The following is a 12,935-nucleotide window of genomic DNA, read 5'->3' as shown; positions in this document are numbered from 1 at the left end:
GGTGGCGCGGCCGGCGGGAGCGGTGGCGCCGCCGCGGCGGCGGGCGAGGGCCTGGGCATGGCGGCCAAGGCCGGCATCGCCGCCGCGGTCGCCGTGGCGGCGGCCGCCGTCGCCGCCTACGCGCTGACCGGCTCGCCCGAGCCGAAGCCCCCGCTGGCCGCGCCGCCGGCCTCCTCCCCGGCCCTACCGGCGCCGCCGCCGGTGGCACCGGTACCGAGCGCGGCGCCGCGCACCCCCGATCCGGTCCCGGTGGTGGAACCCGCGCCGAGCCCCTCCGCCACCCCGTCACCGACGCCGACGCCCTCCGTCGCACCGCGCCCGGCGCCGAAGGCCGTGCCGCCGCCCGCGCCGAGCGGCCCGGCCGCCTCCTCCCCCGCACCGGCCCCGCCCTCGCCGCGGCCGACCCGGCCGACCCCTCCGCCGCTGCCGCCGGTACCCGTGGTGCCGACCCCGACGCCGCCCCCGGTACCCACCCCCGAGGTGCCGGTCCTGCCCACCCCGACTCCCCCGCCGCTGCCGACCCCGACCGTCACACCGCCGGCTCCGACCGACTTCTGGGCCGACGACCTGCCCGTGCTGAAGCCCGGCAACAACCGGGTGCCGGCGTCGACCCCGAGCATCCGGCAGCGCGGCAGCGACTGGTTCTGGCAGCGCGACAGCGTCTCGATCGGCGGCACCCCCCGGGCCCACGGCATCACCGTGCACGCGCCCGCGACCACGGTGATCGACCTCAACCGCGGCTGCACGGCCTTCGACGCGGTGGCCGGGGTGGACGACATCGCCGCCTCGACCGGCGGCGTGGTCTTCTCGGTGCAGGGCGGCGACGGCCGGACCCTGTGGCGCTCGCCGCCGCTGGCCACCGGGGACGACGCGGTGCCGGTGCACGTGCCGCTGGCCGGGCAGACGTCGATCCGGCTGGTGGTCACCCCGGCGCACGGCGTCTGGTCGGCGCTGAACGTGTCCGACTGGGCCGAGGCCCGCTTCAGGTGTGCCTGAAGCGGGCCCCGGGAGGGTGCCGGCGGTCCCGGTAGGGGCCGGTCAGACGGCGCAGGAGCCGTCCGCGCAGGCCTCGCCGGCCGCGACGACCGGCACCGGCGCGGGCCGCCCCTCGCCGATCTCCTCGGCGACCTGCTCCAGCACCTTGCGGAAGGTCTCGGCGTCCTGGCCGCCCTGGACGGCCCACTTGCCCTCGAAGACGAAGGTCGGCACGGCGGTGATGCCCAGCTCGCGGGCCTCGGCGAGCTGGGCGCTCACCTCGGCGGCGCCCTCGTCGCCCGCGAGGTAGGCCGCCACCCGGTCGCCGTCCAGGCCCGCGGACACCGCCAGCCGGGTCAGCGCGGCGCGGTCGCCGACGTCCACCCCGTCGCTGAAGTGGGCCTTGAGCAGCGCCTCCTTCAGCCGGCCCTGCGCCGCCGCGCCGTACTCGGTCCCGGCGAGGTGGAGCAGCCGGTGGCCGAGGAAGGTGTTGGCGTGCAGCGCGGCGTCGAAGTCGTAGTTGATGCCCTCGGCGCGGCCCAGCTCGGCCACCCGGGCGTCCATCGCGACGGACTGCGGGCCGTAGCGCTCGGCCAGCCACGCGCGGTGCGGGCTCGCGGTGGCCGGGGCGTCCGGCACCAGCTGGTACGGCCGGTAGACCACCTCGACGTCCTCCTTGCCCGCGAAGCCGTCCAGCGCCTGCTCGAAGCGGCGCTTGCCGATGTAGCACCAGGGGCAGGCGATGTCGGAGTAGATCTCGACCTTCATGGCGGCGTTTCTCCAGGGGTGGGGAGGGCGGGGTTCCGGGGTAGGTGAACGATGAACCATCTCGGGACATTCCCGGCGCGCGAGCGCTCCCCTCCCACCTCCCGGCAGGCCGTGCGCTCCGGCGCGGAGCGTGCCCGACCGGCGCGGGACCGCGCCCGGGCGCCGCCGGCCGGCCTCCGTGGCCCGGCGGCCGGCCGGGGGTCGGCTCAGCGGCCGGCCGGGGGTCGGCCCGGCGGTCGGCTCAGCGGTCCGGGGGCGCGGGGACAATCAGGACCGGACAGGCCGCGTGGTGGACGGCGGCCGAGCCGACCGAGCCCAGCAGCAGCCGGCCGAAGCCGCCGTTGCCCCGGGTGCCGAGCACCAGCGTGTGCTGCCGGGCCGAGGCCGCCAGCAGCACCTCGATCACGTTGCCGAGCACCACGTGCAGCGACAGCTCCCCCGCGTACGGGCGGAGCCGGGCCCGCTGCACCGCCGCCACCGCACGGCGCAGGCCGTCCGCCATGCTCTCGACCAGCGTCTCGACGCTCTCCTGGACCAGTTCGGCCATCCCCGGCGGGTACCCGGTCGGGGCCGGGTTGACCACCGCGAGCACGTACAGCGGCAGTTCGAACCGCTCGGCCTCGGTCATCGCCCGGTCCAGCGCCCAGAGCGAACCGTCCGAGCCGTCGCACGCGGCCAGCACCCCCGGCGGACGGCCCGTCGGCGGCCGGCCGAGCACCGAGAGCAGGACGGGGACGGACGGATCCGGGCTGGCGCTGGTCACCACGGCCTCCACGGGGACGGGACGGGATGGCGTCATGATCGCCCGCCCGGGGGACGGCGCCCGCGAGCCGCGCCGAACCGGGCGCCGCCGCCCGGCCGCCCCAGCCCGGCCACCGCGGTCGGGCCACCGCGGTCGCACGCGTCGGGGTCAGGCGAAGCGGGCGGCGGGGAGGGCGGTGCGCCGGGCGAGGGGCAGGCCGGTCCAGCAGGCGCCGTGCCGCCGGGCGCGGACCCGGCGGAGCCAGAGTTCGGTGGAGACCAGCTCGGCGAGCCCGGCCAGGGTGCCGGGTGCGAGCGGCGCGTCGGGGTCGGCGCAGCGGGCCAGCCCGGCCCGGACGGCGGGGAGGTCGATCAGCCCGGCCTCGGCGAGCAGCGGGGCGTCGAAGAGCTCGGCGATGCCGTCGGCGGCGAGCCGCAGGCCCGCCCGGGCGGGGGCGGTGCGGTCGGGGCGGGGGCCGCGGCCCCAGTCGGGCGGCAGGTCCGTCCGGCCGGCCCCGGTGAGGACGGCGCGCAGCAGGGCGTGCCGGGCGCCGGGCTGGAGCCGGACGTCGTCGGGCAGCAGCCGGCTCGCCCGGACCACCTGGTTGTCCAGGAACGGCGCGTGCAGCCGCTGGCCGGGCTGCTCGGCGGCGTGCACCAGGGTGCGGAACCCGCGCGCGTGCCGGTGCAGGGCGTACCGGGCCCGGCGCACGCCCGGTGGCTCGGCGGGCGCCGGTCCGCGCGCTGCCAGCCGCAGCCGCAGCGCGACCGCGGAGAGCGCCTCGTCGGAGAGCCAGCGGGCCGCCGGTCCGGGCACGCACCAGAGCAGGTCGTCGGCCGAGCGGGCGCCCGCCGTACCGCCGCCGTCCGGGACGTGCCGCAGCGTCAGCCGGACGGCGGCGTCGTCGAGCGCGTCGGCGTAGCGGATCCGGGAGAGCCGGTGGGCCGCGCGCACCACGGTGAGCGGGGTGCGCAGCGCGCCCGCCAGGACGCCCGCCGTCAGCCGGTCGGCGCCGGCCAGGGCGGCGACCGGGGGCAGCAGCTCGCGCGGCCGGCCGGCCCGGACGAGGTCGGCCAGCCGGGCCGGGTGGCCGTCCAGGACCTGGCGGGCCCCGTACCCGGTGAGGTGGTCGGTGCCGCCGGCGTCGAAGCGGGCCGCGGCGCGGGCGGCGGCGATCAGCTCCGGACCGGGCTCGTCGGTGAGGCGTCCGGCCCGCGGGTCGGCCACCAGGTCGGCGTACGGGAGGGTGTCCGGCCCGGGGGCGAGCACCGTGTGCCGCAGCCGGGGCGTGTGGGGGGCGATCGCCAGGGTGGCCGGGCCCTCGCTCTCGCCCAGGGTGACGGCCGCCAGCTGCTCGGGAGCGGACCGGCCCGGGGCGGACGCCCGGGCCCAGGAGCCCTTGACCGCGCCGTTCCTGGCCCGCGCTCCGGGTAGCGCGGCCGGTCCGGCGACGGCGGGCACGGGTGCGGGTGCGGGTGCCGGTCCGGCGACGGGCGCGGGCGGGACGGCGGCGGCGAGCAGGGCGACGGTGGCCGAGGCCGTCCCGTACGAGAGGTCGACCCCCAGCCGGGCCCGGCCGGGGTCGGCGGCGCCGGCGGCGGGGGTGCGGACCCGGGACCGGACGGACTCCAGCAGGGCGCGGGTGAGTTCGCGGACGGCCGGTGCCTCGCCGCGCGGCCGCGGCCCGCCGCCGGGCTCGTCGTACGCCGCGAGGTAGGGGCGGCCGCCGCGGATGGCCAGGGTGTGCCCGGGCGGTACCCGCTGCACGCCGAGGTACGGGGTGCCGGTGCCGAGCGCCTCCGGGGACTCCGGGCAGGCGAGCCGGGCGGCGAGGTGGCCGGTGTCCAGCGGGGCGCCGATCAGATCGGCGAGCGGGAGGGCGGCGGTGGCGTACGCGGTGCCGTCGGCCCACGGGGTGTGGAAGACGGGCCGGGCGCCGGCCAGGTCGGTGAGCAGCGCGGTGGACCGGGTGCCGGTGCGCAGGACGACGGTGTAGCTGCCGGGCCAGGTGGTGAGGTGGCGGACGGCGCCGCCGCGGGCGGCGGCGAGGCCGGCGGCGAGTTCGGCGTCGGTGGCGCCGCAGTGGCCGATGACGGCGAGCCGGGTGGTCGCGGGGGCGTCCTCGACCGGGTCGGGCGCGCCGGCGCCGGTGGTGACGACGGCGGGGGCGCCGGGGCGCAGGGTGACCAGCCGGATCTCCTCGGGGCGCCAGTCGCCGACCGCCCAGAGGGGGTTGGGGCCGGTCCACAGGGGGCGCGCGGCGATCGGTGCCACCGCTCCGGGCGGCTCGTGCGCCGGGGCGCCCGCTCGGGGCGCACCCGTGCTCCAGCCCGTCAGCCACCGCATCGCGCCTCCACCGGACGAGGACCAGCACCGTGCGGCGCGTCCGCCGGCGGGCGGCCCGGCCCGGCCGTGGCGCGCCGCGGCGACCGGCCGCCGCGATCGGGCGCGCCGTCAGGAGACATCGTGCCACCGCTCGCCCGTCCCGTGACCGGAGTTGTCGTTTCCGATTCGCCGGGCGGGGCCCCCGAGGGTGCGGCGGGCACACCGGCGGGCACACCGGCCGGTCCGGCCGGAGCGGCCGTGCGGGCCGCGTCTCGGCCGGGCGGGCCGGGCCTTCCCCTCCCCGGCCCGGACCGCCCTTTCGCCGCCTTTGTCATGGCCATCGCGAGATGGCCGAAAGGCGTCGTCCGGCCCGGGAGGGCATCCGCATGCCCTCCCGGACTTCGCCGCCGTCCGCGGGGATTGAGACGGCGGCATCCCCCGGCCCGCCGGGTCCTCGACGGCGGGCCGACCCACGACCACCAGCGAATCGCCGACCAGCCGGTCGGGCCAGGGGGCACGGCCGGGCGCACATCGACACGGGACCGGAGCACAACGCTCCGGCGCGCGGCCGGCCCGATCGCCCCCGGCCATGTCCGAGCGGTCCGCCCGGGCCCGCCGGAGCGCCCTCCGCCGATCGGCGGGTGCGCGATCCCGCCATCCGGAATGCGGCCTCTTAACCCTCGGAACGCGTCCGACTACTCTAGGTACAGCAGCTACGGCCCGGTGCCGCCCGGGCCCCGCGCACAAGGCCGCAGGAGGTGCCGCCGCCACCATGACCATCAGCCCACGAGGACCGAACGAACGGCTCGGCACGCTCCTGACCCTCGCCCAGATCAGCAACGCCGGCCTGGCCCGGAGGGTCAACGACCTGGGTGCGCAAAGGGGTTTGACGCTGCGCTACGACAAGACCTCGGTGGCCCGGTGGGTCAGCAAGGGCATGGTCCCGCAGGGTCCGGTCCCGCACCTGATCGCCACCGCGATCGGCGGCAAGCTCGGCCGGCCGGTGCCGCTGGAGGAGATCGGCCTCGGCGACACCGACCCGGCGCCCGAACTCGGCCTGGCCTTCCCGCGCGAGGTGTCCGAGGCGGTCCGCTCGGCCACCGACCTCTGGCGGGTCGACCTCGACCTGCGGCGCGGCCCCGGCGGCGGCCGCTGGAGCGACAGCCTGGCCGGCACCTTCTCGGTCGCCGCGTACGCGACGCCCGTCTCCCGCTGGCTGATCAACCCGGCGGACGGCTCGGTGGCCCGCGAGGCGCCGCGCACGCCCGCCGAGGCGGGCTCGTACCGGGTCGGCCACTCGGACGCCGCCAAGCTCCGCGAGGCCGCCCAGGAGGCCCGCCGCTGGGACTCCAAGTACGGCGGCGGGGACTGGCGTTCGTCGATGGTGCCGGAGTGCCTGCGGGTGGAGGCGGCGCCGCTGCTGCTGGCCTCCTACAGCGACGCGGTGGGCCGGGCACTGTTCGGTGCCACGGCCGAACTCACCCGGCTGGCCGGGTGGATGGCCTTCGACACCGGCCAGCACGAGGCCGCCCAGCGGTACTACATCCAGGCGCTGCGGCTCGCCCGCGCCGCCGCCGACGTTCCGCTCGGCGGCTACGTGCTGGCCTCGATGAGCCTGCAGGCCGGCTACCGGGGCTTCGCCGAGGAGGCGGTCGACCTCGCGCAGGCCGCGCTGGAGCGCAACCGCGGGCTGGCCACCGCCCGCACCATGAGCTTCTTCCACCTGGTCGAGGCCCGGGCCCAGGCCAAGGCCCGCAACGCCGCCGCGTGCGCGACGGCGCTCGGCGCCGCGGAGAACGCGCTGGAACGGGCGCGCGCCGGGGATCCCGATCCGGCCTGGATCGACTTCTACGCCTACGACCGCCTCGCCGCCGACGCCGCCGAGTGCTTCCGCGACCTCGGAGTGCCCTCCAAGGTCCGCCAGTTCACCCGGGAGGCGCTGGCCCGGCCCACCGAGGGGTTCGTCCGCTCGCACGGGCTGCGGCTGGTCGTCTCGGCGATGGCCGAGGCCGAGGCGGGCGACCTGGACGCGGCGGTCGCGGCCGGGGAGCGGGCCGTCGAGGTCGCCGGCCGGATCTCCTCGCAGCGCAGCCGCGAGTACGTGGTCGACATGCTGCGCCGCCTCGAACCCTTCCAGGGGGAGCGCCGGGTACGGGAACTGACGGAACGGGCGCGCGCGGTGATCGTCGCCCCCGCCTAGCGGGCCCGGCGGTAATTCGGATGCACCGGCGGGAGAGGCCTGGCTATCGTCTCTCTCGTCCAGGTGCGCAGGCAGAGGTTACTTCCACTCCTCATGGGCAGGTCGCGGGTTCGAGTCCCGCCGCCGGCACTCGTGCCGGTGTAGCTCAGTCGGCAGAGCAGCTTCGTCACCTCAGCCGCCATCGATCTCTGGACACCCATACCTCAATAGGTTTTCCGCACCTCCCGGTGCGACGGCAGCGGTTACTTCGTGGAGCGCCCCCAGCGGGGCGCGGTGAACCGGACAACAACACCGCCGCCACCTCGATCTCGGGAGGCACAGCGCCGGGGGGTGCCCGGTGCGCAGGCGGGGGTTACTTCGGATCTTGCGGTTCCGGGTTCGAGTCCCGGGCGTGCCGCGCGCGAGCGCGGCCGTTAGCTCAATCCGGTAGAGCACAAGGCATACACCTCCGCCGACGCCGGCCGCCGGGCCGGCACGATCTCGGGCACCCCTTCCTCCGCCGTGCCTCCTTCGCGTTCCACCAGCCAGCAGGGGGCAGCATCCACCATGTCGCGTTTCAACACCCGTACGGCCCGGCCGAGTCCGGCCTCGCCGGTACGCAGCACCGGGAAGCGCACCGTGAACCACAACGGCGGCACCGGGTTCCAGCGCGACGCCAGGTCCGAACTCTTCCTGCTGGCGGTGGCGAACCTGGTCGGCCAGGACACCTTCTACGAGAAGGGCGGCGCGCGGGACGACCGCTACACCGCGCTGGTGCGCGGACTCGCCGTCACCGACCCGGAGTGGACCACGGGCCTGCTGCGCTGGCTGCGGTCCGACGCGCACCTGCGCACGGCCGCGCTGGTCGGCGCCGCCGAGTTCACCCGGGCCCGGCTGGACGCCGGGGCGCCCGGCCACTCGCGGCAGGCCGTCGACGCCGTCCTGCAGCGCGCGGACGAGCCCGGCGAACTGCTCGCCTACTGGACGTCCCGCTACGGCCGGGCGCTGCCGAAGCCGCTCAAGCGCGGGGTCGCGGACGCCGTCCGCCAGCTCTACCACGCCCGCTCGCTGCTCAAGTACGACACCGCGTCCAAGGGCTACCGCTTCGGTGACGTGCTGGAGCTGACCCACCCCTCGCCCGACCCGGCCAAGCCGTGGCAGGGCGAGCTGTTCCGCTACGCGCTGGACCGCCGGCACCGGCCGGACGAGGCCGTCCCGCCCGCCTCCGACCGGCTGCTCGCGGCCAACCGCGAACTGCTCGCCCTGCCCGTCGAGCAGCGGCGGGCGGCGGTGACGGCCGAGGGCGGGGCCCAGCGGCTCGCCGCGGCCGGGCTGACCTGGGAGGCACTGGCCGGCTGGCTGCGGGGCCCGCTGGACGCGGCCGTCTGGTCGGCGGTCATCCCGTCCATGGGCCCGATGGCGCTGGTGCGCAACCTGCGCAACTTCGACCAGGCCGGCGTCCCGGACGAGGTCGCGGCCGAGGTCGCGCGGCGGATCGCCGACCCGGACGAGGTGCGCCGCTCCCGCCAGTTCCCGTTCCGCTACCTCGCCGCGCACCGGCACGCGCCGTCGCTGCGCTGGGGGCACGCACTGGAGACGGCGCTCTCCCACTCGCTCGGCAACGTGCCCGCGCTGCCCGGCCGGACGCTGATCCTGGTCGACCGCTCGGGCTCGATGTTCGACCGGCCGAGCGCGCAGACCCAGCTCAACCGGGCCGACTCGGCGGCGATCTTCGGCACGGCCCTCAAGGTCCGGGCCGCCGACGCCGACCTGGTCGAGTTCGGCACCACCAGCCGGGTCGTCCGGGTCGCCCCGGGCGAGGCCGTGCTGCGGGTCCTGGACCGCTTCACCGACCTCGGCGGCACCGACACCGCCCAGGCCGTCCGCACCCACTACCGGGGCCACGACCGGGTGGTCGTCGTCACCGACGAGCAGACCGGCCGCGACCACTGGGGCGGCGACGCCCTGGCCGCCGTGCCGGCCCACGTCCCCGTCTACACCTGGAACCTGGCGGGCTACGCGCCCGGCCACGGCCCGAGCGGCACGGCGAACCGGCACACCTTCGGCGGGCTGGGCGACGCCGCGTTCCGGCTGATCCCGCTGCTCGAAGCGGGCCGGGACGCGACCTGGCCGTGGCTGGAGCCGGACGCCCGCTGAGGCGCCCTCGACCGGCCCCGCCCACCGTGACAGCATCGGCGGGCGGGGCCGGGCCGAACGAGGAGCGAGCGGTGGCGTACGACTTCGACGTGCTGGTGGTGGGCGGCGGGATCGTCGGGCTCTCCACGGCGTACGCGCTGACCCGGGCCCGGCCCGGGCTGCGGCTGGCGCTACTGGAGAAGGAGCCCGGCTTCGCCGCCCACCAGACCGGCCGCAACAGCGGCGTGATCCACAGCGGCGTCTACTACCGCCCCGGCTCGCTCAAGGCCCGGTACGCCGTCGCCGGGGCCACCGAGATGGTGGAGTTCTGCCGCGCCCACGGCGTCCCGTACGAGGTGACGGGCAAGCTGATCGTCGCCACCGAACCGGCCGAGCTGCCCCGGCTGCGGGCCCTCGCCGAGCGCGGCCGGGAGAACGGCATCCCGGTCGCCGAGCTGGACCGGGCCGGCATCACCGCGTACGAGCCGCAGGTGACCGGCATCGCCGGGCTGCACATCGGCACCACCGGCATCTGCGACTTCCCCGCCGTGGCCGCCGCCTACGCCCGGCTGGCCCGCGAGGCGGGCGCGGAGCTGCGCACCGGCACCGAGCTGCGGGCGGTCGCCCGCCGGGCCGACGGCGTGACCGTGCAGACCTCCACCGGCGAGCTGCGCGGCCAGGTACTGGTGAACTGCGCGGGACTGCACAGCGACCGGATCGCCCGGCTGGCCGGCGACGACCCCGGTGTGCGGATCGTGCCGTTCCGCGGCGAGTACTACGAACTCGCCCACGAGCGAAGGGAACTGGTACGCGGCCTGGTCTACCCCGTCCCCGACCCGGCCTTCCCCTTCCTCGGCGTGCACCTGACCCGGGGCATCCACGGCGACGTGCACGTCGGCCCGAACGCGGTGCCCGCGCTGGCCCGCGAAGGGTACGACTGGCGCACCGTCCGCCCGCGCGACCTCGCCGGGACGCTCGCCTTCCCCGGCACCTGGCAGATCGCCCGCCGGCACTGGCGGTACGAGCTCGGCGAGCTGCACCGCTCGCTCTCCAAGCGGGCCTTCACCGCAGCCGTCCGGCGGCTGCTGCCCGCCGTCACCGCCGAGGACCTGGTGCCGGCCGTCGCCGGGGTCCGGGCCCAGGCGGTGGCCCGGGACGGCGCGCTGCTGGACGACTTCGCCTTCGCCGGCTTCGACCCGGACGACCCGCGCTCCACCCGCCGTCTGGTGCACGTCCTGAACGCCCCCTCACCGGCCGCCACCGCCTCGCTGCCGATCGGCCGCGAGGTGGCCCGGCGGGCGCTGGCCGCCCTCGCAGCGGGCGGCTGAGCCGGCCCGTCCCGACCGGCCCGTCCCGACCGGCGCGCCCTGGCCGGAACGGAGCGGGGCGGACGCGGCCCGGGTCCCGCGTCAGGTGCGTCACAGCCCCTGGGGCCGCACCCGGCGGCCCCGTAGAATCGGGTGATTGTGACTGCCACCGCCCCGATCCCCCAGCAATCGCCGTCCGCCCGGCTCTCCGCCGCGCCGGCCGGCTACCCCGCGCCGATGTACCCGCACCGGGCCACCGAGGCCCAGCACAGCGAGCGACGCATCCGCAGCTTCCAGCCGCGCCGGGGCCGGATGACCAACGCCCAGGCGGGCGCGCTGGACCGGGGCTGGGAGACGTACGGCATCGCGATCGACGGCAGCCCGCTGGACCTGGCGGAGCTCTTCGGCGGTCTGCCGGTCACCCTGGAGATCGGCTTCGGGATGGGCGAGACGACCGCCGCGATGGCCGCCGCCGACCCGGCGACGGGCATCCTCGCCGCCGACGTCCACACCCCCGGCCACGGCAACCTGCTCGGCCTGCTGGAGCGGGACGGCTCGCGCAACGTCCGCCCGGCCGCCGGCGACGCCGTCATCCTGTTGCGCGACATGCTGCCCGACGCCTCGCTGGCCGGCCTGCGGGTCTACTTCGCCGACCCGTGGCCGAAGCCGAAGCACCACAAGCGCCGGCTGGTCCAGGCCTCCTTCCTGGAGCTGGTGCTGCCCCGGCTGGCCCCCGGCGCGCTGGTGCACTGCGCCACCGACTGGGAGCCGTACGCCGAGCAGATGCTGGAGGTGCTCTCCGCCTCGCCCGAGCTGGAGAACCTGCACCCCGAGGGTGACGGCACCGGCTGGCTGGAGCCCGCCGACCACCCGGCCGGCAGCGTGCCCGGCTACGCTCCCCGGCCCGACTGGCGGCCGGTCACCAAGTTCGAACGGGCCGGCATCGCCAAGGGCCACGTGGTGCACGACCTGCTCTTCCGCCGCCGCTGAACCGCCGCCGGGCGCCCGCCCCGGCCGTCCCGGGCTGACCACTCGGCCTGACCGCCCGGCCTCACCGCCGGCCCCGGCCGCCCGGCCCCGACCGCCCGGCCCGCAGGGGTGGATTCGTCCCGAGTCCTCCCGGCGGGCCGGTGCCGTGGCCTACCCTGTGCCGGGTGAGCAGCCCGTCCGGCGGCTACCGGGCCACCGCCCGGGCCGTCGGCGACCGAGAGATGCCCACGCGCACCGCCGGCACCCGCGCCATCCCGGGGCCCAGGACGCGCCGGGGCCACCGGCTCACGCCCTGGCCCACCGCCGCCGGACCGGGGCCGCGCCCCGCCCGCTCGGTCGTGCTCTCCTCGGTCACCGCCACCGCCGTCCTGGCGCTGGCCGGCTGCGGCGTGCTGATCCTCCAGCTGGTCCGCCGCCAGACCGGGACCACCGGGCTGCTGGTCGGGCTCGGCCTGGCGCTCGTCCCGCTGCCCTTCGTGCTCGGCGGCCTCGCCTGGCTCAACCAGACCGCCCGGGTGCCGCTGCGCCACATCGTGTTCTGCCTGGGCTGGGGCGCGTTCGCGGCGACCACCGTCGCGATCCTCGCCAACGGCTGGACCAGCACCTACCTCACGGCCCACCAGGGCAGTCTGGGCGAGGTGCTGGGCGCCGACCTGGTCACCCCGGTGATCGAGGAGAGCGCCAAGGGCGCCGCCCTGCTCCTCCTGCTGCTGCCGCTGGGCACCCGGATCCGGTGCCACGGCCACCGCACCGACCGCCCCTGCGCGAGCGTGCTGCGCCGGCTGCCCGGCCCCGGCCTGCCCCTCGGCCACGGCCGCGGACCCGCCCTGCCGCACGCCCGGGGCCGGCCGCGGCCGCGCCCCTACCTGCGCCCGCTGCCCTACCTGCGGCCCTACCCGCCGACGCCCGACCGCCCGCGCGCCCGGGCCCGCCCGCGCACCCTGGCGGCCGGGGTCGTCCTCGGCGGGATCACCGCCTGCGGCTTCGCCTTCACCGAGAACGCGCTCTACCTGGGGCGGGCCTTCACCGACGACCAGCAGCAGCGGCTGGACAGCATCGGCCTCGGGGAGTCGCCCAGCCTGCGGGACTTCGACAGCACGGTGCAGACCTTCGTCCTGCGCGGGCTGCTCTCGCCCTTCGCCCATCCGCTGTTCACCGCGCTGACCGGGCTCGGCCTGGCCATCACCCTCACCACCGGCCGGCGCCGGCTGGCCAGGATCGCCGCCCCGGCCGGACTGCTGCTGTCGATGGTCCTGCACGGCACCTGGAACGCCGCCGCCGACCTCGGCACGCACGGCTTCCTGCTGGTGTACGCGGTGCTGATGGTGCCGTGCTTCGCCGCCCTGGTCTGCTTCGCCGCCTGGGCCAGGAGCAGGACGGCGCGGCACGCCGCCCGCCGTGCCCGGGCGCCCGCCGCGGTCCGGTGACGAACTGATTTCCCATCCGGGCGACTTCCCCGTAGGGTTGCGTTCACCGACGCGGGGTGGAGCAGCTCGGTAGCTCGCTGGGCTCA

General features: G+C 77.5%; 9 protein-coding genes and 1 tRNA gene. 7 read left to right on the top strand and 3 right to left on the bottom strand.

Annotated elements, in window-relative coordinates; genetic code table 11:
• Positions 1–996: NPCBM/NEW2 domain-containing protein (locus ACFWA9_RS19555; RefSeq protein WP_380388494.1), on the top strand; the 996-nt coding region annotated here is incomplete at its 5' end.
• Positions 997–1,038: 42 nt separating this feature from the next.
• Here the strand turns inward: ACFWA9_RS19555 and ACFWA9_RS19550 are convergent.
• From ACFWA9_RS19550 to ACFWA9_RS19540, 3 genes are all read right to left on the bottom strand, one after another.
• Positions 1,039–1,743 (bottom strand): DsbA family oxidoreductase, encoded by a 705-nt coding sequence (locus ACFWA9_RS19550; protein WP_380388492.1) that lies wholly within the window; start codon positions 1,741–1,743, stop codon positions 1,039–1,041.
• Between the two features lie 241 nt (positions 1,744–1,984).
• Positions 1,985–2,506 (bottom strand): universal stress protein, encoded by a 522-nt coding sequence (locus tag ACFWA9_RS19545; protein WP_329489074.1) that lies wholly within the window; start codon positions 2,504–2,506, stop codon positions 1,985–1,987.
• Between the two features lie 147 nt (positions 2,507–2,653).
• A complete protein-coding gene (locus ACFWA9_RS19540; protein ID WP_380388490.1) occupies positions 2,654–4,831 on the bottom strand; it encodes an asparagine synthase-related protein in 2,178 nt (725 codons plus the stop codon).
• 751 nt (positions 4,832–5,582) lie between these two features.
• Between ACFWA9_RS19540 and ACFWA9_RS19535 the strand changes: the two genes are divergently transcribed.
• From ACFWA9_RS19535 to ACFWA9_RS19510, 6 genes are all read left to right on the top strand, one after another.
• On the top strand, positions 5,583–7,010 hold the full coding sequence (locus ACFWA9_RS19535) for an MFS transporter (RefSeq protein ID WP_352291161.1): 1,428 nt from the start codon (positions 5,583–5,585) through the stop codon (positions 7,008–7,010).
• Between the two features lie 67 nt (positions 7,011–7,077).
• A tRNA-Ser gene (locus tag ACFWA9_RS19530) sits at positions 7,078–7,139 on the top strand.
• Between the two features lie 417 nt (positions 7,140–7,556).
• Entirely contained in the window at positions 7,557–9,146 is a 1,590-nt protein-coding gene (locus tag ACFWA9_RS19525) for a TROVE domain-containing protein (RefSeq protein ID WP_380388488.1), read from the top strand.
• A gap of 71 nt (positions 9,147–9,217) precedes the next feature.
• Positions 9,218–10,453, top strand: a complete 1,236-nt coding sequence (gene lhgO / locus ACFWA9_RS19520; RefSeq protein ID WP_380388486.1) for an L-2-hydroxyglutarate oxidase — start codon at positions 9,218–9,220, stop codon at positions 10,451–10,453.
• A gap of 138 nt (positions 10,454–10,591) precedes the next feature.
• The gene (gene trmB / locus ACFWA9_RS19515; RefSeq protein WP_329489069.1) at positions 10,592–11,422 is read left to right on the top strand and encodes a tRNA (guanosine(46)-N7)-methyltransferase TrmB; all 831 of its coding nucleotides are present in this window, start codon (positions 10,592–10,594) and stop codon (positions 11,420–11,422) included.
• A gap of 164 nt (positions 11,423–11,586) precedes the next feature.
• Complete coding sequence (locus ACFWA9_RS19510) at positions 11,587–12,849, top strand: PrsW family intramembrane metalloprotease (protein ID WP_380388484.1); 1,263 nt, start codon at positions 11,587–11,589, stop codon at positions 12,847–12,849.
• The last annotated feature ends 86 nt before the right edge of the window (positions 12,850–12,935 follow it).

Origin of the sequence: Kitasatospora sp. NPDC059973, from assembly GCF_042737525.1 — a bacterium.
GTDB lineage: Bacteria > Actinomycetota > Actinomycetes > Streptomycetales > Streptomycetaceae > Kitasatospora.
This window is presented reverse-complemented; position numbering and strand designations above follow the sequence as displayed.